Consider the following 20,759-nt stretch of genomic DNA (forward strand, 5'->3'; position numbering starts at 1 on the left):
TTTCTCCTTAGGGTCGACAGGGTCGGAGACAGGCCGCAATCCAAGGAGGAGCCGTGCCCGTACAGCGCCGTCTCATCAATTTCGGCATCGGGGCGACCGCCTTCTGCCTCCTCGTCGGCGGCGCGGTCCTCACCGACCACGACGCCGCGGACACACAGGCCGGCAAGGGCGCCGCCCGGGGGGCGCCGGAGCCGGACGCGTCGACCGCCATCGGCGCCTACCTGGACTACGGACCGGCGGGTGTGCAGCGGATGGGCGAGCTGTCGCGCTGGCTCGGCGGTACGGAACTGCGCGTCGGGCACAGCTACCTGCCGGGCGACCTGTGGGAGAACATCGAGGGCCGCCCGGGCTTCCTCGCCTCGTGGGCCGCCTGGCGCAAGGCCGCCGACGACCGGATGTTCGTGCTCAACACGCCGATGCTGGAGCGGAACGAGGAGCGCGTCCCCGACTACGAGGTGCGCGGCCTGCTCCGGGCCGGCGCCGCGGGGCAGTTCGACGAGCACTTCCGCAGACTGGCCGAGCGCCTGGTCCTGCTGGGCGTCCCGGACACCGTGATCGTCCTGGGCTGGGAGATGAACGGGACGACGTACACGCACCGGTGCGGTCCCGACCCGGTCGCGTGGAAGGCGTACTGGAAGCGCATCGTCACGGCCATGCGGTCCGTGACCGGCCAGGAGTTCCGCTTCGACTTCGCGCCCAGCAGGGGACGGGACGCGGTGCCCTGGACGGAGTGCTATCCGGGCGACGACGTCGTGGACGTCATCGGGATGGACTCCTACGACCAGCCGCCGGCGCGGACCTTCGACGAGCAGGTGAACGAGCCGTACGGACTGCAGAAGCAGGTCGACTTCGCGGCCGAGCACGGCAAGCCGATCTCCTTCCCGGAGTGGGGGCTGTTCCGCAACGGTGACAACCCCGAGTACATGCGGCGCATGCTGGAGTGGATCGAGCGGCACAAGCCGCTCTACCAGACGATCACGGACTACTGCCCGCACGGAGTGTGGCAGTGCGCGGAGAACCCCGAGTCCTCACGGGTGTTCCGCGAGATGCTGAGCGGGCTGCCCGACGCTCCGGCGCCGTCCGACCCGAGCGGGACGCCGCCTCCGCCCAAGCCCGACAAGCCCACCCCGACCGTGCCCGTCCCGGACACGAACGAGTCGGGATGGTGCATCACGGTTCCGCTGAGCGAATGGTTCGGCCAGTGGCTGAGCGACCGTGAGTTCTGCGTGACCGACTGAGTCCCGTCCCGACGGGTCGCCCGCGCCGGCACCGTTCCCGCGGAGGTGGTTCACCTGACCGCGGGACGGCGCCGGCCGGTGCGTGTCCGGCGCCTGCTCACCATCCGGTCCAGAGCAGGTGGTTGACGAGCAGGGCGAGGGCGGCCTGGGCGGCCAGCCAGCCCCGTCTGCCGGGGTCCGGCAGCAGAGCGGCCGCGGGAATCAGCCAGACGACGAACGGCTGCCAGATCCGCTCGGTCTCCGCCTTGCTCATCCCGGACAGATCGGCCACGACGAGGGCCAGGAGCCCGGCCAGGGTGAGGAGCGCGAGGCGCTGTACGGCGGTGGTGGTGCCGGACGGCAGGGCGCGCAGGGCGGCGGGGACGGATGCCGCAGTGCGGCGCAGGCCCGCGACGGTGGCCAGGCCCACGGCGAGGGTGGCGCAGGCGAGGTTCGCCCAGACCCAGTAGGAGTAGGGCCGGACGCCCCCCGCACCCTGGTAGTAGCGCTCGACCAACAGGTGGTAGGCCTCCCACCAGTTGAACCCGGCCAGGGTGAAGGCCACGGGGGCGGCCAGGGCACCGAGCAGGACGAGGCCGAGCGGGCGGGCGGTCCGTGCGAGGACCAGGACCGCGACGAGCAGCCCCGCGATGAGCGTCAGACCGTAGCTGAGGTAGCAGGTGAACCCGAACAGGAGTCCCGACCCGAGCGCGGCGGCCGCCGGATACCGGGCCGTACGTGTCGCGGCGAGGGCCAGCAGGGCGACGGACCACGCCGCGACAGCGGCGAAGTAGCCGTCCGCCGACGTCCCCGTCCAGACCGCGAAGGGGGCGAGGACGAGGAAGGGCGCAGCACGCCGGGCGAGGTGCTCGCCCGTCAGGGCGCGCACCGCGACCATGACGGCCACGGCGGTGGAGCCGCCCAGCACGATGCACCAGATCCCCGCCCAGGCCCCGCCCCCGAGTCCGATCCGGTCCAGGCCGACGAAGGTGAGGGTGGCGCCCGGCGGGTGCCCGGCGACGTGGGCGGGCCAGTTGCCGGGCGGGCCGATCACGATGTGGTCGGTGAACCCGCGCAGGGCGGCACCGATATCGTCGAAGCGGTCGATGACCTGCAGGTACTCGTGTTTGGTGGTCAGCCTGCGGGCGACACCCCGGTACCAGCCCTCGATCAGGGCCAGCGAGAGGATCCAGGCGACGGACGTCCCCCAGCAGGCAAGGAGCAGACGCCGCCAGGCGAGGCGCTCGGCGACACGGGGCCCGTAGGCGATGACCCCCAGGGCCACGGTGATCGCGGCGGGGGTGCCGGGACCGAGGTGCGGGTCCCAGGAGGCCAGGAGCGGGGGCCAGTGGACCTGCAGGCTGCCGTTGCTCTCCTGGATGATCCAGCCCACGACGGCGGCCACGGCCACGAGCAGCGCTCCCGCGGCCGCGGCGACGAGGTCCCTGCGGCGGCCTGCCGGGGTGGCGGATGGATGGTCGGAGTGCCCGGGGCCGGTTGGTTCGAGCGGTTGGATGCGGTCACTGTGCTGCTCGGTCTTCACGCACGCACGCTACGCACCGGGAGGGCGTCACGGGCGGTGCGACGCCGCCGCGTCACACAACCGTCAGATCCGGCCCGGCCGGCCGGCCGGAGACCGACGTCAGACTTTCGTCAGGAGTCGCGGGCCACCAGGAGCGCCGTTGCCGCCATAGCGTCGGGGCCATGGGCGACACACGACGAAGAACCGCAGCGCGACTCTCCTCCCTGCCCCTGCCCACCAGGCCCGCCTTCTGGCGCAGCCCGGTGCGCGGGGTCGGATTCACGGCCGTACTCGGTGTGGTGCTCCTCGCCGGTCTCACCCTGCTGTTCGTGACGGGACTCGTCTCCTACGCGGCGTACAACCCGGATCTGGCGGCCGTGAACGACAAGACACCGGACAAGGGGTGGCTGGGGTTCTACCTGTTCGACTGGCCCACCGGGCCCCGCTGGCTGTACCGCCTCAACCAGGGGGTGCACGTCACGCTCGGCATCGTGCTCGTGCCGGTGCTGCTGGCCAAGCTGTGGTCGGTGATCCCGAAGCTCTTCGCGCTGCCGCCGGCACGGTCCGTCGGGCACGTCCTGGAGCGCCTCTCCCTGCTGCTCCTGGTCGGCGGGGCACTCTTCGAATTCCTCACCGGACTGCTCAACATCCAGCTCGAGTACGTGTTCCCCGGTTCCTTCTATCCGCTGCACTTCTACGGGGCGTGGGTCTTCTTCGCCGCGTTCGCCGCCCATACGGCGCTGAAGCTTCCCCGGGCGCTGCGTGTGCTGCGCGAGGGAATTCCTCCGGGTGAGAAGGACGAGCTGGCGGCCCCTGACCCCGCCGAGCCGACCGTGTCCCGGCGCGGGGCCCTGGCGATCGTGGGGGCGGGGTCGCTGGTCCTCCTGGCCACCTCGGTGGGACGGAGCTTCGACCCGCTGCGGCGGACCGCCCTGCTGGCGCCGCACGGAGGCGCCGAACCGGGACCGGGCGACTTCCAGATCAACAAGACCGCCGCGAAGGCCGGCATCGCGCCGGCGGAGACGGGAGAGCGCTGGCGGCTCACACTCGTCGGACCGGCCGGGGAGGTGCACCTGTCCCGGAAGCAGCTGGAGGCCATGGAGCAGCACGGGGCGGCCCTGCCCATCGCCTGTGTGGAGGGCTGGTCGACGTCGGACCAGTGGTGGCGCGGGGTGCGTCTGCGCGACCTCGCCGCGCTCGCGGGGTATCCGCAGGAGGCGCCGGGGGTGCTGGTGGAGTCCCTGCAGCGCAGCGGGTCGTTCCGGACGGTCGCGCTGCGGGAGAACCAGGTCCGCGACGCCCGGTCGCTGCTGGCGCTGGAGGTGAACGGTGAGGCGCTGTCACCCGACCACGGATATCCGGCGCGTGTCATCGTGCCCGCCGCCCCCGGAGTGATGAACACCAAATGGGTCGCCCGTATGACGTTCGGAGAGCTGTGATGAGGATGGTGCGCCGCTGGTACGGAGAAGGCCCCCTGCACCTGGTGCTGATGGTCTCGTCGTTCGCGCTGGCGGGCTGGGCCGGGCTGCGGCTGCTCGACGGGGACGCCTTCCGGATCCTGGTGTGGTTCGTCGGCGCCGCGTTCGTCCACGACCTCGTGCTGCTGCCGCTGTACGCGTCGGCGGACCGGGCGCTGCGGTTGCCCCGCGCGCGACGGTCCGGTCCGGTCAACTTCGTCCGCGTGCCGCTTCTTCTCTCCGGGCTGCTCCTGCTCGTGTGGTTCCCGCTCGTCGTGGGCCGCTCGGAGCGCTACGGACCGGCGACGGGGATGTCGCCGGACAGGTTCCTCGGGAACTGGCTGCTGATCACGGCCGTACTGTTCGGCGTGTCGGCCCTCTGGCTCGTGCTCCGGACCGTGCGCGGCCGCCGCAGGGCGAGGAAGGGGCGGCTGTCGGCCTCCCACTGACCGGCCGTCTGCCAGCCGTCCGCCCGTGCGTAGTCGTGCAGGGCGGACACACCGACCCTGGCCCAAGGGAAGTGGGGGGCGGCATCCGCGTCCCCGCGGCCGTCGTCGAGCCGGACCTGTACCTGCTCGTCCACCTCGTGCGGTGCCGCCTCGGTGATGAGCAGTCCGCCGGGCGCCAGCAGGGCCGCGACCCGGCGGAGCAACGCCCGGGGGTCACCGCCGATTCCGATGTTGCCGTCGATGAGCAGCGCGGTGCCCCAGCGGCCTTCGCCCGGCAGCGGCTCGAACACGCTCCTGCGGAGTGCCGAGCCGCCGAGCCGCTGCGTGTGCCCGATCGCGGCGTCGCTCACGTCGATGCCCAGGGCGCGGTGCCCGCGCGCGGCGAGCGCGGCGACCAGCCGTCCCGGGCCGCAGCCGATGTCGATGACCGTGCCCTCGCAGCGGCGGAGTGCCGACAGGTCCGCGGCGTCGGCGTCCGCGCACCAGCGTTCGACGTCCAGCGGCAGCAGCCAGCCGTCCGCCCGCCGGAGGAAGAGGGGGCCGCGCCCCCTGCTGAGGGCGCGTGCGTAGGGGTCGGTCGCCCAGGCCGCGGGTCCCGCCGCGGGTGTCACCGTGCTCATCGGACCACCGGCCGGCCGAGACGGGAGAGGACATCGGCGAACCGTCCGCCGGGAGCGTCGGCGGCGACGCGCAGGGCGTCCTCCGCGGTGTCCACGTCGCGGAGTTCGGCGAGATCCCGCACGGTGAGCCCTGCGTCCACCAGGCGGGCCCGCTGGAGTCCTCCGGTGTACGGGAGGGACATCGGGACGCCCTGGACGAGGGCGGGGTCGGGCCTGGCCATGCCGAGGGCCCAGAATCCGCCGTCCTCGGCAGGTCCGAACCAGGCGTCGCAGTCGTCCCAGCCGTCCGGGGCGAGTGCCGGCGCCAGGAGCGGTGCGGTGATCTGCGGAGTGTCCATGCCGATGAGGACGGCCGGCCCCGTGCACAGGCCGAACGCGGCGGCGATGCGCCGGTCGAGGGTGCCCGTGCTCTGCGGGACCACCTCGAATCCCTCGGGCAGCCAGGGTCCCGGGCGCCCTTCGAGTACGAGGACCCGGCGCAGGGCAGGCAGGGTGAGCACGGTCCGCAGGGTGTCCTCGAGCGAGGCGGCCGCGAGTGCGGCGGCCTCGTCCGGGGTGAACGGCGGGGTGAGCCGGGTCTTGACGCGGCCGGGGACCGGTTCCTTGGCGATGACCAGCAGTGTCGTCGCACCGGCGGGGGGCTGGGGCGCGCTCATCGGACCGCCTCCGCCCTGACGCCGCGCACGGAGGGCTGTGCCGGCTCCCGCAGCACCGCACGCATGTCCCGTACGGCGTTCCAGGTGCCCCGCCAGGTGCCCGTGACCTTGGACCTGCCGGTCCTGGGGACGTAGGGCACATCGGTCTCGGTGACACGCAGACCCGCGTCCGATGCGCGCACCACCATCTGGAGCGGATAGCCGCTGCGACGGTCCGTCAGGTCGAGCGCGAGGAGCGCCTCACGACGTACGGCCCTCATGGGCCCGAGGTCGTGCAGCCGCAGTCCGGTGCGGCTCCGGAGCATCCGGGAGAGGGCCAAGTTGCCCGCACGCGCGTGCGGGGGCCAGGCGCCGCGGCCCTCGGGGCGTCGTCTGCCGAGGAGCAGATCGCTCTCTCCCGCGGCGATCCGGCGGACGAAGCCGGGAAGCAGCGCCGGGTCGAGCGAGCCGTCGCAGTCGCAGAAGCAGACGTACTCCGCTTCGGCGGCGAGCAGCCCCGCGTGGCAGGCGGCGCCGAAGCCGCGGCGCGGTTCGTCCACGACGGTCGCGCCGAGGGAGCGGGCGATGTCCGCGGAGCCGTCCGTGGAGCCGTTGTCGACGACGATGGCCCGCCACCCCGACGGGATGCGGGCCAGCACCAGAGGCAGGGCCTCCGCCTCGTCGAGGCAGGGCAGGATGATGTCGGCGCGGACGGAGTCGGCGGGATCAGCCGGAGAAGTGTCGGTCACGTAGATCACCCTACGGAGCGGAAAGCGACATTTCGGCCTTCGGGTTCTTACGAAACGTGGACATCGACCGTGTGGCGGCCGGGGGGCTGCCCGTCCGGCGGACAGGGAGTGCCAGAGTGGTCGCCATGCAGAACATCTCCTCCGCTCCGGAAACCCGTGCCGTGACGTCCCCCGGGCACGGGCACGGCGCGCCGCGCGGTCGTGTACTCGTCGTGGACGACGATCCGACCGTCCTGGAGGTCGCCACCGGATATCTGGAGCGCGCGGGATACGACGTCGACCACGCGGACGCGGGTCCCGCGGCCCTCGCGCGGTTCGCGGCGCTGCGGCCCGATCTGGTGGTGCTCGACCTGATGCTTCCCGGGATGGACGGCTTCGAGGTGTGCCGGCGGATGCGCGCGCACGGAGCGGTGCCCGTCATCATGCTCACCGCGCGGGGGGACGAGGACGACAGGATTCTCGGTCTGGAGACCGGCGCGGACGACTACGTCACCAAGCCGTTCAGCCCGCGGGAACTCGTGCTGCGCGTCGACTCCGTCCTGCGCCGCGCCCGCCTGGTCCAGGACCCCTCCCCCGCCACGCTGGGCGGCGCGGGGCTGGTCCTGGAGCCCTCGGCCCGCCGCGCCTCCCGCGACGGACGGGACCTCGCCCTCACCCTCCGCGAGTTCGACCTGCTGGCGTTCTTCCTCGGTCACCCCGGGCAGGCGTTCACCCGTGAGGAGCTGATGAGGGAGGTCTGGGGCTGGGACTTCGGAGACCTGTCGACGGTGACGGTGCACGTGCGCCGTCTGCGGGGAAAGGTCGAGGACGACCCGGCCAGCCCCGGCCTGATCCACACGGTGTGGGGTGTGGGCTACCGCCTCGACCTCCCGGCCGATTCCACTTCCCGGGAGCTGAACCCGTGACCGACATCCTGCTCATCGCCCTCTTCGCCTTCCTCGGTGCCGCCGCGGCGGGGCTGCTGGGCGCACTGGTTCTCCGGCTGCTCCGCCACCGCCCGCTGGCGGTCTCGCTGACGGTCGTCGCCGCGGTGGCGGTGACCGCGATGCTCGCCGGCACCCTGACCGTGGCCTGGGCGATGTTCCTCTCGCCGCACGATCTGACGGTGGTGACGACGGTCGTCGCCATGGCCGCCGTGGTCTCCCTCGCGACCGCGGTGCTGCTGGGCCGCTGGGTGGCGGCCAGGAGCCGGGACCTGACGCTGGCGGCCCGCTCCTTCGGGGACGGCGGCACCTTCGCCGCCCCGGCGGAGCAGGCGACGGCCGAACTTGCCGCGCTCACGCGCGAACTGGCGGCCACGAGTGCGAAGCTCGAGAACTCCCGGGAGCGGGAGCGGGCGCTGGAGAGCTCGCGCCGTGAACTCGTCGCCTGGATCTCCCACGACCTGCGGACCCCTCTGACCGGTCTGCGCGCCATGTCCGAGGCTCTGGAGGACGGCATGGCGGCGGACTCCGGCCGCTACCTCCGGCAGATCCGGCGGGAGGTGGAACGCATGAACGACATGGTCGGCGATCTCTTCGAGCTGTCCCGGATCCACGCCGGCTCGCTCACGCTGACTCCCACCCGGGTCTCCGCCCACGACCTGGTGGGCGACGCGCTCGCGGGGGCTCATCCGCTGGCGCGGGAACACGGTGTGCGCCTCATCGGCGACCGGATCGAGGCGGTTCCGGTGGAGGTCGACAGCAAGGAGATGAGCCGGGTCATGGGCAACCTGCTGATCAACGCGATCCGCCGTACCCCGGCCGACGGGACGGTCGCGGTGGCCGCGCGGCGCTCGCAGGACGGGGTCGTGCTCTCGGTGACCGACGGGTGCGGCGGAATCCCCGACGAGGACCTTGCCCGCGTGTTCGACACGGGCTGGAGGGGCAGCCACGCCAGGACCCCGCCCGGTGGTGCGGGCCTGGGGCTCGCCATCGTCCGCGGGATCGTCGAGGCACACTCCGGACGGGCCGGCGTCCACAACGTGTCCGGCGGGTGCTGCTTCGAGGTCACGCTTCCGGTGGCGGTCGGCTGAGCACCGGCCGCCACCGGCGGCGGCCACGCCTACCGGGCGCTGCGCAGGGGCGCGGTGGCGAACTCCCGCATCCCCGCCGCGAAGTCCGTCTCCGGCTTCCAGCCGAGCTCCTCACGGAGCCTGCGCGAATCGGCCGTCACGTGCCGGACGTCCCCGAGCCGGTACTCGCCGGTGACCACGGGCTCGGGGCCGCCGTGGGCCGCGGACAGCGCCCGGGCCATCTCACCGATGGTGTGGGGTGTGCCGCTTCCCGTGTTGTACGCGTCGAACGTGCCCGGTCCCCGCTCCTCCAGGTCCGAGAGCGCCGCCGCGTTGGCCGAGGCGACATCGCGCACATGCACGAAGTCGCGGCGCTGGCAGCCGTCCTCGAACACCCGGGGCGCCTCGCCCCGGGCCAGGGCGGACCGGAAGAACGAGGCCACCCCCGCGTAGGGGGTGTCGCGAGGCATCCCGGGGCCGTACACGTTGTGGTAGCGCAGCGAGAGCGCCCGGCCGCCGGTGGCGCGAGCCCAGGCCGAGGCGAGGTGTTCCTGCGCGAGCTTGGTCGCCGCGTACACGTTGCGCGGGTCTCCGGCCGCCTCCTCCGTGACGAGGCCGGGCACCAGTTCGGCGCCGCAGACGGGGCACAGCGGCTCGAAGCGGCCGGCCTCCAGATCGGCCACCGCCCTCGGCCCGGGCCGGACGGGACCGTGCGCGGGGCAGTCGTACCGTCCCTCGCCGTAGACCACCATCGAACCGGCGAGCACCAGGGCGCGGACGCCGGCCGCGGCCATCTCACCGAGCAGGACCGCGGTTCCGAGGTCGTTGCATCCGACGTACTCCGGCGCGTCCGCGAAGTCCTTTCCCAGACCGACCATCGCCGCCTGATGGCACACCGCGTCGATGCCGGACAGCGCTCGGGCGACCGCGTCCCTGTCCCGTACGTCGGCGACGGTCAGCCGGACACCGGGGGGAAGGTCCACGGCGGAGGCGGCTCCCGCCGGTCCGTGTGCGGACGGCAGCAGTGCGTCGAGGACGACGGGCTCGTGCCCGCCGGAGGCAAGTGCCCGGACGATGTATGACCCGATGAAGCCGGCTCCGCCGGTGACCAGTACGCGCATGGCCGCCACGCTAGGCCGCCCGGCCGCGGGATGGGGGGTGCGGCACGCCCGCGTCACAGGACCGTAAGAACGGCCCGTTCCGGCAGCGCGTCCGGCGCCCGTGTGCCCGGCGGGCCCGTCCCGCTCCGACGCGTCGCTTCCCGATCACCGATGTCTCTTCGATACTGGTTGTGTCACGCACCTGAGACAAGTTGATCGGATTCACGCTGACGGCCGGTCAGCACGATCGGCCGGCCGACGCACTCTCCCCAGGAGGAACCGTTGCGCATGCTCATCAACGTGCCGGAGACCGTCGTCGCGGACGGACTCCGCGGAATGGCCGCCGCCCACCCGGAGCTCGTCGTGGACGTGGAGAACCGCCTCGTCGTCCGGCGTGACGCCCCGGTGGCCGGGAAGGTCGCTCTCGTCTCCGGCGGAGGGTCCGGGCACGAGCCGCTGCACGCGGGGTTCGTCGGGCCCGGGATGCTGTCCGCCGCGTGCCCGGGCGAGATCTTCACCTCGCCGGTGCCCGATCAGATGGTGCGGGCCGCCGCCGCGGTCGACAGTGGCGCGGGAGTGCTGTTCGTCGTGAAGAACTACACCGGGGACGTGCTCAACTTCGAGATGGCCGCGGAGCTCGCCGAGGACGAGGGCGTCCAGGTCGCCAAGGTCCTGGTCGACGACGACGTGGCGGTGGCCGACAGCACGTTCACGGCCGGTCGGCGCGGCACCGGGGCGACGCTGTTCGTCGAGAAGATCGCCGGGGCGCTGGCCGACGAGGGTGCGCCGCTGGAGCGGGTCGAGTCCATGGCCCGGCGCGTCGACGGGGCCTCGCGGAGCTTCGGGGTGGCGCTCAGCTCCGTCACCACGCCGGCGAAGGGGACTCCGACGTTCGACCTCCCGCCGGGCGAGCTGGAACTGGGGATCGGGATCCACGGCGAGCCCGGCCGGGAGCGCCGGCCGATGATGACCTCCGGGGAGATCGCCGACGTCGCGGTCGACGCGGTGCTGGAGGACCTGCGTCCCGGCGGGCCCGTGCTGGTGCTCGTCAACGGGATGGGCGCGACACCCCTGCTGGAGCTGTACGGGTTCAATGCGGAGGTGCAGCGGGTGCTCTCGGAGCGGGGCGTGACGGTGGCTCGTACGCTGGTGGGCAACTACGTGACCTCGCTCGACATGGCGGGCTGCTCGGTGACGCTCTGCCAGGTGGACGAGGAGATGGTGCGGCTCTGGGACGCGCCGGTGGAGACCCCCGCCCTCCGCTGGGGCCGGTGAACCGACTTACCGCCGTGTGTGAGGAACAGGAGATCTTGTGCTGCTCGACACCGAATTCTTCCGTCGCTGGATGGCCGCCACCGCGGTCGCCATGGACCGTGAGGCGGACCGGCTGACCGAGCTGGACGCCGCGATCGGGGACGCCGACCACGGAAGCAACATGCGCCGCGGCTTCGCCACCGTGAACGACGTCCTCGACAAGGAGGCCCCGGACACACCCGGCGCGTTGCTGACGCTCGCGGGCCGGCATCTGATCTCGACCGTCGGCGGAGCGTCCGGGCCGTTGTACGGGACCTTGTTGCGCCGCACCGGGAAGGCTCTGGGCGACGCGCGCGAGGTGACCCGGGAACAGCTGGCCGAGGCCCTGGGAGCGGGCGTCGCCGCGGTGGCCCAGCTCGGTGGCGCCGGAACGGGCGACAAGACGATGCTCGACGCGCTGTCCCCGGCCGTCGAGGTGCTGGGTGCCTCGTTCGCCGAGGCGCGTGACGCGGCGCTGGCCGGGGCCCTGGAGACCGTGCCGCTGCGGGCGCGCAAGGGCAGGGCCAGTTATCTGGGCGAGCGCAGCATCGGGCACCAGGACCCGGGCGCCGCCTCCGCGGCGCTCCTGCTCGAGGCGCTCGCGGAGTCCGCGGGACCGAGGGGCGGGGGCGACGCGTGAGCGGGGATGATCAGGTCGGGATCGTGCTGGTCTCGCACAGCGGACCGGTGGCGGAGGCCGTCGCCGAGCTGGCCAGGGGCCTGGCGGCCGGTGGTGCCACGGCACCGGTGGCCGCGGCGGGAGGTACCTCGGCCGGAGGCCTGGGGACCAGTACGGAACTGATCGCCGAGGCGGCCAGGAAGGTCGACAGGGGCGCCGGGGTCGCCCTGCTCGTGGACCTCGGCAGCGCCGTGCTCACGGTGAAGTCGATGCTGGCGGAGGGCGGAGAACTGCCCGACGGGGCGCGGCTGGTGGACGCTCCGTTCGTGGAGGGTGCGGTCGCCGCGCTGGTGACCGCGTCGGCGGGAGGCGATCTGGACACCGTGGAGGCGGCCGCGGCCGACGCGTACGGCTACCGGAAGGCGTGAACGCCCCTCGCACCGCCGCCGTGCGGCGGTGCGAGGGGCGGGCGACGGGGCGTCAGGCGGCGGGTTTCACCGCCTCGGCCGCGATCCGGATCCGTACCTGGCGGGTGACGCCGTTGACGGTCGCCGCGAGCGTGACGCTGCCCGGCCGGAGCGCGGTGAGCGTGCCCGTGGCCGGGTCGAGGGTCGCGACGTGGCGGCCGCGGGCGTCGCCCGGCTTCCCGATGGCGAGGTTCGGGGAGCCCGTCCAGTCCACGCTGAGCGGGAAGGCGGCCGGCACCGTCCGCGTACCTTGGGTCACCTGTGCGCCGACCACCGTGCGCTCGCCCTCGACGAGCGTGGAAGGAGCGTCCAGGGCGAGCGCGTCGACGTGTGCGCGGGTCTGCGCGGACACCCAGTCCGGCCCGCCCTTCCACGGCGTCAGCCGCGCGAGCACCTGTTCGGCCGGCGAGACGCGGTCGGCGCCGATCAGCGACCAGCCGGTGAAGCCGCCCTCGTCGGCGGGGCCGGCCGGTGCCTTCCCGGAGTTGCCGTTGACCAGGTAGGGGACCCCGTCGACGTGCGAGGCGTGGAAGACCCCGACATGGCTGCCGATGAAGGCCGCGCCCTTCCCCGTCGTGCGGCGGAAGTCGGCGAGCCACTGTTCGACGAGGGCCGCCTCCTTTCGATCGCCGAGCTGACTGCCCTTCTGCACGGTGGGATCACGCGGCGGTACGTGCTCGATCAGCATCACGGAGCCGACGGACCGGTCCTTTGCCGCGGCGTCCAGCTGGGCACAGAACTCCTCGATCTGGGCGAAGCCGCCGCCGCGCAGGCCGAGGCTCGACGTGTCGAGGGTGATGACGCGGGTGCCCTCGTGGTCGAAGGTGCGTTGCGCAGGTCCGAACTCGGTGATGAAGTTGTCGATCTTCCCGCCCATCACCTCGTGGTTGCCCGGTACGTAGTACCAGGGCACGGTGTCGCCGAGTTCCTCCTGGAGGACCTGGCGGGCGAAGGCGAGGTCGGCGGGTGATCCCTCGTCGACGAGGTCGCCGTTGACGACCAGGAAGTCGGGTCGCGCGGCCTTGATCTCACGGAGCGTCCGGCGGGCCTGGCGGACGATCGCGCTGTCCGGTTCACGTGCGACGAACTGGGCGTCCGACATCACCGCGAACTGCCAGTCGCGGTGCCCGGTGACAGCGGCACTGTCGATCAGCGGGTCCGCGGACGCGGGCTGTCCGGGGAGTTCGACGGTCGGCGGGACCTGGGCCGAGAGGCCGTCGATGACGATCTCCCCCGTGTACTGCTCGGCCGCCGCCGTCTCCGCGAGGTAGAAGCGGTACACCGACAGCGGCATCGCCGCGCCCGGCGGAACGGCGAACGTCACCTGGCGCCAGCCGGTCCAGGTGACGTACGGGCCGCGCAGCAGTTGGTCCGAGCCGGCGGCGTCCTTCAGGTGCAGGGTCGGCCAGGCGCCGTTGCCGTCGCCCTTGATCCAGAGGGTGAACGACTGGGGCTGTCCGGGGACGGCGACCGGCTGAGGGGGCGCCGCGTAGGCCGCGCGGGTCGCCGTCGACCGGGTGAAGTCGTAGGTGAGCCGAAGACCTGTACCGGTGTGTCCCTCGGGCGTCGCGGCGAGTGATCCGTCCGCACGGGCCTGGCTGAACTTCCAGTCGGCGGCGTCGTCGAAGGAGGACACGGCCTGCTCGGTGAGGCCGACGCTCACGGCGAGGACGGTCTCGGTGCCCGCCACCGTGGCCTTGATCTGGCCCGATCCCGCTCCGGTACGGGAGCGCACGGTGAAGGACCCGTGGCCGTCGTCCGCGATGGCGAACAGGGTGCGGTCGTAGTCGAGGGTGATGTCGCGCGGCTCGACGGGAGCGCTCGTGCCGTGGGCGTCGAGTCCGACGATGCCGAAGCCGCCGGTGGCCTCGGCGTCCGCGAGGCCGACGCGTGCGGTGGTCGCCTTGATCCGGGCGAGCCGGTCGAGGACGGTGAGCCGGGTCTCGCCGTGGGCACCCGCGCGTTCGGCCCGTACGTCCGTGGCCCCGCTGTGGCGGGCGGTGAACGTACCGTTGCTGTCGACGGTGCCGACCAGCGGGTTGACGGCGCGCCAGCGCGGGGTGCCCGCGGCCGGGCCGTACGTCTCGTCGTATCCGGCGGCGGTGAGCGCGCGGCTCAGCCCGGGGAAGACCCGCTCGGGGTGTCCTCCGGCGACGGGGTCGTCACCGGGGGCCGCACCGGCGGGTGTACGGGTCTCCACCCAGAAGCCGTCGAGCCTGCCGCTGCCGTCGGGGGCCGTCAGGGCGAGACCGTTGGCGACGCTGCGTTCGCTGCCGTCGGACGGACTGTTCTCCACCTGGAGCGCGTCGCTGCCGGGCTCGCGGGCGAGGAGCGTCGAGGAGCCGCCGCCGTCGAGGTTCAGGGCGCTGTAGGAGCCCGCGCGGCGCATCATCTCGCCGAGTTCGGTGAGGGTGACGCCGCCGCTGTCGGTCTGGCGGCCGTCGACGGTGACGACCTGCATGGTGCGGCCGTCCTCGGAGAATCCGACAGCGGTACGCGGCGCCGCGGTGTTGTTGCCCTCGCCGTCGTGGTTCTGCGCCGCCCCGTCGACGACGAGCAGCTCCCGGCCACCGACCGCGGTGCGGGGCACGGCTCCCGTGTCGGTCCGTGCCCGGTAGGCGATGCCCACGGGGTCACCGGGGGTCAGCGCGCCCAGCAGGTCGGCTCCTGCCTCCCGGCCGACGAGGACCACGGTGTCCTCGGGCACCGGTCCGGCGCCGGGGGTGTCCGACACGGAGACGACCTTCCCGTCCCGTACGGCGGCCTCGGCGAGGGGTCCTGCGCTGTCGACGGTCAGTTCGCGGTCGGCGCTGCCCCAGGCCGAGGTGTAGGCGCCGACTCCCTGCACCGGCACGTTCGCCGCGTTGTACGCGGCGAGCGGGTGGTCGCCGGACGGGAGGGTGAGCGTGCCCTCGAAGTACACCTCCAGCACACGGCCCGCGTTCTCCGGTCCGATGCCCACCGCGCGGTTGACGCCGGGGGCCGGTGAGTGGACGGTCCGGCCGTCCTCGATCGCGGGGCCCTGGGGCGCGCCGGTCTCGTTGATGTCGAAGAAGTCCGCGTTGATCGCGGCGACGGTCCGCCGGCCATGCCCCGGATCGTGCCCTGCGGCGAGCTCGGAGACCGTCCCCCTGCCGGAGACCTTGCCCGTGGAGAGGTAGTCGGCACGCACGTCGCTGCCGTCCAGATCGACGGAGAGGCTGTCGACCCGCAGCCACTTGTCGGACTCCAGGCGGTCGTACGAGCTGAGCCGGACGCCGGGCGCGACGGGGCGGGACGCACGGGCGGTCTCGATGCCTTCGCCGTCCAGGACGGATCTCGCTTCGCCGGACGGGCCGCTCGCGGCCGGCGGGGCGACGGGTCTGAGGATCTCGGCCGTGGTGTGCGGGCGGGGGTCCGGCGTCGGGTCGGCGGCTGCGGGTGCGACGGCTCCGGCCGCCAGCGCCGACACGGTCGCCAGCAGCACGAGTGGCCGCAGGGCGGTGCGGAAGCTGCCAAGGCCCACAAATCCTCCTGGTGCAGAGCGGATTGCGCGTGGAAAGCGCTGTCGGCGGACAGCATGACCGGGCTCGGTGGGCCGCACCAGAGGACGACGGGGACATCAGGAGGAACAGCGTGCGGCGAAGGGGTGACCCTGGTGGTCCCGCGCCTTGTCCCGGACCGGTTCCGGCCCCGGTGGCCCTTCGGGCGCCCGCACCCCAGACTTGACGACATGTCGACAGCCAAGCGGAGCGCCGGGATGCTGCTCTTCCGTGTCGTCGCGGGCGAGGACGGCCTGCCGGACGCCGAGATGCTGATCGGTCACATGGGCGGACCGTTCTGGGCACGCCGTGAGAAGGCGGCCTGGTCCCTTCCCAAGGGCGAGTACGGACCGTACGAGGAGCCTGCCGCCGCCGCCCGCCGGGAGTTCGCGGAAGAGCTCGGACTGCCACTGCCGGAGGGCCCCTGGGTTCCGCTGGGCGAGGCACGTCAGTCGAGCGGCAAGGTCGTGACCGTATGGGCCCTGGAGGCCTGGCTCGACCCGGGCGAGGCGGTCCCCGGCACCTTCACCATGGAGTGGCCGAGGGGCTCCGGCGTGCTGCGTGAGTTCCCGGAGATGGACCGGTTCGCCTGGTGCACACCGGACGAGGCCCTCGATCGGCTGGTGGCGGGCCAGCACGTCTTCGTGGAGCGGTTGCGCGCCTATGTGCGGGGGGAGTCCTCCGCGTCGTAGGCCTGGGCTTTGGAGCCGTCCACGGTGCGGCCCGCCCGGAGTTCGAGGCGGTCCGCGGTGAAACGGCCTCGGAAGCTCCGGTCGTGCGAGACGACCACGACGGCTCCCGCGTAACGGTCGAGCGCGGCCTCCACTTCCTCGACCAGACCGAGCGCGATGTGGTTCGTGGGCTCGTCGAGGATCAGCAGATCCGCCGGACGGGTCACCAGCCGGGCCAGGGCGAGCCTGCGCTGCTGCCCGACGGAGAGGGAAGCCACGGGCACGGTCAGGTCCTCGGGGCGGAACAGGCCGAGGGCCAGCAGGTCGTCCCTGTACGCGTCGGGGAGTCCGGGCCGGCCTGCGGCGAAGGTGGCGAGCAGCGTGCGGCGGGTGAGCCTCCGGGGCAGCTCCTGCGGCAGGTATCCGATCCTGCCCCTGCGCCGCACCGTGCCGGCGTCCGGTGCGAGGTCACCGGCCAGGACGCGCAGGAGCGTGGTCTTGCCCGCGCCGTTGGGCCCGGTGACCAGGAGCCGCCGGCCGGGTTCGACCCGCAGCGAGGCCATGTCCAGCCGTGTGCCCACCAGGACGGATTCCAGCTCGACGACGGGGGCCGGACCGCTCTCCCCCTCCGCCGCTACGGCGACCGCACCGGCGAGGACCGGATCGGCGGTGAAGCGCAGGGGCGTGGGAGGCGCGGGGACGGGACAGCGGCGCAACGCCTCCAGCCGGGCCCTGGCGGCCCTGACCTGACCGGACAGTTTGGCCTCGTGCGACCTGCGGTGCTTGCCGAAGCCCTGTCCGGGGTCCTTGCCGCTCCCTCCGAGGCGCTGGCCGGCGGAGCTCACCAGTTCTTCGGTGCGCGCCAGTTCGGCCAGCCACGCCTGGTGCTCCTGGGACCGGCGGCGGCGCGCCGCGGCCTTCGCCGTGCGGTAGCCCTCCCAGCCGTCGCCGTACCGGGAGACGCTCCGCAGGTCACGGTCGACCTCCAGGATCACGGTGGTGGTCCGCTCCAGGAACGTCCGGTCGTGGGTGACGACGACCACGGTGCCCCGGTGGGCGCGGAGGTGGTCCTCCAGCCAGCCGACGGCGTCGGCGTCGAGGTGGTTGGTGGGTTCGTCCAGGAGCAGCAGTTCCGGCGCCGCGGCCAGCACGCAGGCCAGCGCCAGCCGCGACCGCTCACCGCCGGACAGGGTGCCGAGCGTACGGTCCCGGTCGAGACCGCCGAGCCCGAGACCGTCCAGTGCGGCGTCGGTCCTGGCGTCCGCCTGGTAGCCCCCGCGGTCCTCGTACTCCGTCAGCAGGTCGCCGTAGGCGCCGAGCCGGGCGTCGGTGGTGCTCCCGCCGGACATCTCCTCCTCCGCCGCCCGGATCAGGCCTTCGAGCGCGCGGAGCTCGGCGAGGGCGGCGTCGACGGCGTCCTGGACCGTGCGGCTGAGGTCGAGGGTGAGGGTCTGGGCCAGGTGACCTGTGCCGCCCGGGAAACCGACGGTGATGTCACCGCTGTCCGGGGTCTCCGCCCCGGCCATCAGGCGGAGCAGGGTCGACTTCCCTGAGCCGTTCTCGCCGATGACACCGGCCTTCTCCCCGGGGCGGACGGTGAGGGACACCTGGTCGAGGACGGGCCGGTCCCCGTAGGCCTTGGAGACGTCGCTCATGGCCAGTTGGGCGCGTGGGTGCTGAACAGTCATGGATGCTTTCCCTGAGGTGGCGTGCCCTCGACGGCGCGCACGTCGGCGTCACCGGCCGACGCGCGCCGCGGGCCGGGCGTACCGGACGGCGGAGGAGGACGGCGTTCGGCGCGAGGCCCAGGTCACGCGGCGACGGTCGGTCGCGGGGGTGTCCTGGCAGCGTCGCGGGCGGCGTCCCGGCCGCGGATCAGAGAAAGAAGTGGTGCGAACCCATGACGCCCATGATAGCCACGCGGCCGTCCGCCGGACGGCGGCTCCTGCGGAGTCCGGGCCCGTCCGGGCGGGGCGCGCCGCCTCCCGGTGTCACGTCGCAGGGCCCTGCGTCTGCTGCGTCCCGGCGTCCCCGGGAGACCCGGCGGCCTTCTCTCCGGCCGGTGGCCTGCTCAGGACGAGCACGGCGACGTCGTCGCGGCGCACTCCGCCGGTGAACGTCTCCAGGTCGGCCCGGAGCGCGTCCAGGAGGTCGTCCGGTTCCTGCCCCACCCACCGGCCGACCCGTTCGTCGAACGGGTAGAAGGCGCCGTCGGCGTCGCGTGCCTCGGTCACCCCGTCGGTGAAGACCATCAGATCGGCGCCCGGCGGGAACCCGACCCGCTCGGCGGTGCGCGCCTCTCCGCCGAGCGCGGCCATCCCCAGAGGGACGGACGTCCGGTCCAGAGCGACCGCCGAGGCCGTACCCCCGTGCAGGAGACGGGGCGGCAGGTGGCCGCAGTTGACCACCTGCACCCGGTCGCCGTCGTCGAAACCCAGCAGCAGGGCGGTGACGAAGCGTTCGGTCTCGCCGGTCTCCGCGGAGAAGCCGTTGTGACGGACGACCGCGTCCTCGACCGCGTCGGCGACCGCGGTGAGGTCGGGCTCCCTCACCGCCGCCTCCCTGAACGCGCCGAGCGCGGCGAAACCGACACCGATCGCGGGCAGGCCCTTGCCCTGCACATCACCGATGATCACCCGGGTTCCGTGGGGCGACTGCACGACCTCGTAGATGTCACCGCCGACGAAGCGGTCCTCCTCGATCGGCTCGTAGAGGCCGTGGGCACAGACCTGCCTCGTGACGACGGGGAGCGGGCGCAGGATCTGGCGCTGCAGCGCGACGGCCGCCGAGCGGAGCCTCGCCACCTCGTTGGCGTGCCGGATGCGCGCGGCACAGGCCACGACGCCCAGGCCGCTGGCGAGCGCGGTGAAGCCGATGAGGAAGGCCACGTCCCAGAAGGCCCCGGTCAAGGCGATCCGGGACCCGACGACGACGAGAGTGACCCATACGGCCACACCGGTGGTCTGCCGAACCGTGCAGAAGACGGACGCCAGCGCGGGCAGGACGACCATGAGCGGGATCAGCGGGAGCTCAGTGCCGGTGAAGACGTCCAGGAGCACCACCGCGGCGGTCAGGAGAAGGACCCACAGGGCGAGCGCCCAGCTCCCGATCCGGGTGTCGCCCGCCACCGTCTCGGCCGGATCGGCTCCGGGCAGTGGTTCCCTGGGCGGCGCCGACGGGCGCCGGAGTCCCATGACCACGGCAGGCCTCCCGCATCTTCGTCGCTATCGCCCCACCTGTTCCAAGCTACCCGTCCCGTGGTCCCCGGTCCTGGCGTGGATGTGCCCCTCGGCGCGCAACGGGACGAGCGCCGAGAGGAAGGAGGTCCTGCGGCGCAGGACGAAGCCGAGGGATTCGTAGAGCCGGACGGCCGAGGTGTTCGATGCCGCGGCGTGCAGGAAGGGTGTCTCGCCCCGCTCCCTGATGCCGTGGGCGACGGCCCTGACGAGGCGCGAAGCGAGTCCCTGGCCGCGTACGGAGCCGTCGGTGCACACGCCGCTGATCTCGGTCCAGCCGGTCGGGTGCAGCCTCTCCCCCGCCATCGCGACCAGGACACCGGAGCGGCGGATACCGAGATACGTGCCGAGCTCCACGGTGCCCGGCAGGAACGGGCCGGGGCGGGTGCGCTCGACCAGGTCGAGCATCTCCGGCACGTCGGACGGCCCCAGGAGCCGCGCTTCGGGGTCGGGGGCGGCGTCCACCGAGCCGTCGACGAGTTGGACGCCCTCGGCATGGAAGACGACCTCCCAGCCGGCCGGCGGGGGCTCGCGGAAGGCGGTGAGGGTGACGGACGCCCCGGGACCTGCGAGGGCGGCGACGTCGGCCCAGTCCTGGGCGTCGGGCTCGTCCGGCAGGGCGAGCCAGGGGGTGACGTCGGGGCGGTAGCGCAGGATGCGGCCGCGGCCCTCGGCGAAGTGGGCGTGCGGACCGGTCAGCGAGGCGCGGACGGGGTTGTCCAGGGGATGGGCCGCCTCGATCGCCGCACCGGGGCCGGACACCCACGACGGGGACGGGTCCGTGGACCCCTGCGGGGACGCGTTCGTGGGCAGAGGCGTGACCTCGGGCATGGACTCTCTCACTCCGGTCGAATCGGCTGTCGGCGACAGGGATGGAAGGCTGATCGGCCCCGCGCGTATTCCCAGGTCGGCGTTCCGTTCACCGAGCCGCGAACGAAGTCGGTGCCGGGGACCGCGCGGGAACGGCCCCAACGGGCCTCGGGCTGTGGCACTCTGGAGACGGCCGCCCCACCGGGCTCCCCCGTACCGGTGGGGCGGTTCTGTGCGCTCCCGCGCCCGTGCGGGCTCCGCCGTCACGGCCACCGAGGGCCTTCGCCGCACTTTTCGGCCAATGCCGTCATCGATGTGGCTCAAATCGGCCTTCTCATGCATGAGTTGCGGCCCACCGGGCAGGCGCCTACACCTCACGGCATGCAACCTGAGGAGCGTG

The 20,759-nt window shown here is 73.1% G+C and carries 17 protein-coding genes; 8 read left to right on the plus strand and 9 right to left on the minus strand.

The window, feature by feature from the left end; translation table 11 throughout:
* Nucleotides 1-53: 53 nt before the first annotated feature.
* On the plus strand, nucleotides 54-1,238 hold the full coding sequence (locus B9S57_RS10020) for a glycoside hydrolase family 26 protein (protein ID WP_103515178.1): 1,185 nt from the start codon (nucleotides 54-56) through the stop codon (nucleotides 1,236-1,238).
* 97 nt (nucleotides 1,239-1,335) lie between these two features.
* On the opposite strand, the gene B9S57_RS10025 is transcribed toward B9S57_RS10020, so the two are convergent.
* Entirely contained in the window at nucleotides 1,336-2,760 is a 1,425-nt protein-coding gene (locus B9S57_RS10025; RefSeq protein WP_103515179.1) for a hypothetical protein, read from the minus strand.
* A 161-nt stretch (nucleotides 2,761-2,921) separates the two neighbouring features.
* Between B9S57_RS10025 and B9S57_RS10030 the strand changes: the two genes are divergently transcribed.
* On the plus strand, nucleotides 2,922-4,178 hold the full coding sequence (locus B9S57_RS10030) for a molybdopterin-dependent oxidoreductase (protein ID WP_103515180.1): 1,257 nt from the start codon (nucleotides 2,922-2,924) through the stop codon (nucleotides 4,176-4,178).
* Between the two features lie 310 nt (nucleotides 4,179-4,488).
* Here B9S57_RS10030 and B9S57_RS10040 read toward each other — a convergent pair whose 3' ends face one another.
* The 3 genes from B9S57_RS10040 to B9S57_RS10050 are packed head-to-tail and all read right to left on the minus strand — an operon-like array spanning nucleotide 4,489 to nucleotide 6,649.
* The gene (locus B9S57_RS10040; RefSeq protein WP_103515182.1) at nucleotides 4,489-5,265 is read right to left on the minus strand and encodes a methyltransferase domain-containing protein; all 777 of its coding nucleotides are present in this window, start codon (nucleotides 5,263-5,265) and stop codon (nucleotides 4,489-4,491) included.
* Nucleotides 5,262-5,921 carry a DUF2064 domain-containing protein gene (locus B9S57_RS10045; RefSeq protein ID WP_103515183.1) on the minus strand — a complete coding sequence of 220 codons (660 nt, stop codon included), beginning with the start codon at nucleotides 5,919-5,921 and terminating at the stop codon, nucleotides 5,262-5,264. The genes B9S57_RS10040 and B9S57_RS10045 overlap by 4 nt, the downstream gene beginning before the upstream one ends.
* Nucleotides 5,918-6,649 (minus strand): glycosyltransferase family 2 protein, encoded by a 732-nt coding sequence (locus B9S57_RS10050; protein ID WP_103515293.1) that lies wholly within the window; start codon nucleotides 6,647-6,649, stop codon nucleotides 5,918-5,920. Before B9S57_RS10050 ends, B9S57_RS10045 begins: the two co-directional genes overlap by 4 nt.
* 125 nt (nucleotides 6,650-6,774) lie before the next feature.
* On the opposite strand from B9S57_RS10050, the gene B9S57_RS10055 reads away from it, so the two are divergent.
* Together B9S57_RS10055 and B9S57_RS10060 are read left to right on the plus strand one after the other, a co-directional pair.
* Nucleotides 6,775-7,554, plus strand: coding sequence for a response regulator transcription factor (locus B9S57_RS10055; protein ID WP_103515294.1), 780 nt, complete (start codon nucleotides 6,775-6,777; stop codon nucleotides 7,552-7,554).
* Nucleotides 7,551-8,663 (plus strand): sensor histidine kinase KdpD, encoded by a 1,113-nt coding sequence (locus tag B9S57_RS10060; protein ID WP_103515184.1) that lies wholly within the window; start codon nucleotides 7,551-7,553, stop codon nucleotides 8,661-8,663. Before B9S57_RS10055 ends, B9S57_RS10060 begins: the two co-directional genes overlap by 4 nt.
* Nucleotides 8,664-8,692: 29 nt before the next feature.
* Here the strand turns inward: B9S57_RS10060 and B9S57_RS10065 are convergent, their stop codons facing one another.
* The gene (locus B9S57_RS10065) at nucleotides 8,693-9,763 is read right to left on the minus strand and encodes an NAD(P)-dependent oxidoreductase (RefSeq protein ID WP_103515185.1); all 1,071 of its coding nucleotides are present in this window, start codon (nucleotides 9,761-9,763) and stop codon (nucleotides 8,693-8,695) included.
* Nucleotides 9,764-10,024: 261 nt separating this feature from the next.
* Here B9S57_RS10065 and dhaK point away from each other — a divergent pair, with 261 nt between their 5' ends.
* From dhaK to B9S57_RS10080, 3 genes are read left to right on the plus strand one after another with little or no spacing between them, the layout of a single operon-like run.
* Nucleotides 10,025-11,017, plus strand: a complete 993-nt coding sequence (gene dhaK, locus B9S57_RS10070; protein ID WP_103515186.1) for a dihydroxyacetone kinase subunit DhaK — start codon at nucleotides 10,025-10,027, stop codon at nucleotides 11,015-11,017.
* Nucleotides 11,018-11,057: 40 nt separating this feature from the next.
* Nucleotides 11,058-11,675: a dihydroxyacetone kinase subunit DhaL gene (gene dhaL, locus B9S57_RS10075; protein ID WP_103515295.1), complete on the plus strand. Its 618-nt coding sequence runs from the start codon at nucleotides 11,058-11,060 to the stop codon at nucleotides 11,673-11,675.
* Nucleotides 11,672-12,082, plus strand: a complete 411-nt coding sequence (locus tag B9S57_RS10080; RefSeq protein ID WP_103515187.1) for a PTS-dependent dihydroxyacetone kinase phosphotransferase subunit DhaM — start codon at nucleotides 11,672-11,674, stop codon at nucleotides 12,080-12,082. Before dhaL ends, B9S57_RS10080 begins: the two co-directional genes overlap by 4 nt.
* Before the next feature lie 52 nt (nucleotides 12,083-12,134).
* Here B9S57_RS10080 and B9S57_RS10085 read toward each other — a convergent pair whose 3' ends face one another.
* Nucleotides 12,135-15,626: a phosphodiester glycosidase family protein gene (locus B9S57_RS10085; RefSeq protein ID WP_103515188.1), complete on the minus strand. Its 3,492-nt coding sequence runs from the start codon at nucleotides 15,624-15,626 to the stop codon at nucleotides 12,135-12,137.
* 207 nt (nucleotides 15,627-15,833) lie between these two features.
* On the opposite strand from B9S57_RS10085, the gene B9S57_RS10090 reads away from it, so the two are divergent.
* A complete protein-coding gene (locus B9S57_RS10090) occupies nucleotides 15,834-16,334 on the plus strand; it encodes an NUDIX domain-containing protein (RefSeq protein WP_103515296.1) in 501 nt (166 codons plus the stop codon).
* On the opposite strand, the gene abc-f is transcribed toward B9S57_RS10090, so the two are convergent.
* From abc-f to B9S57_RS10105, 3 genes are all read right to left on the minus strand, one after another.
* Nucleotides 16,304-18,001 (minus strand): ribosomal protection-like ABC-F family protein, encoded by a 1,698-nt coding sequence (gene abc-f, locus B9S57_RS10095; RefSeq protein WP_103515189.1) that lies wholly within the window; start codon nucleotides 17,999-18,001, stop codon nucleotides 16,304-16,306. The genes B9S57_RS10090 and abc-f overlap by 31 nt on opposite strands.
* A 303-nt stretch (nucleotides 18,002-18,304) precedes the next feature.
* The gene (locus B9S57_RS10100; protein ID WP_103515190.1) at nucleotides 18,305-19,513 is read right to left on the minus strand and encodes a PP2C family protein-serine/threonine phosphatase; all 1,209 of its coding nucleotides are present in this window, start codon (nucleotides 19,511-19,513) and stop codon (nucleotides 18,305-18,307) included.
* A 24-nt stretch (nucleotides 19,514-19,537) separates the two neighbouring features.
* Complete coding sequence (locus B9S57_RS10105; protein WP_103515191.1) at nucleotides 19,538-20,380, minus strand: GNAT family N-acetyltransferase; 843 nt, start codon at nucleotides 20,378-20,380, stop codon at nucleotides 19,538-19,540.
* Between the last annotated feature and the right edge of the window lie 379 nt (nucleotides 20,381-20,759).

The organism is Streptomyces sp. SM10 (genome assembly GCF_002910915.1).
Taxonomy (GTDB): Bacteria; Actinomycetota; Actinomycetes; order Streptomycetales; family Streptomycetaceae; genus Streptomyces.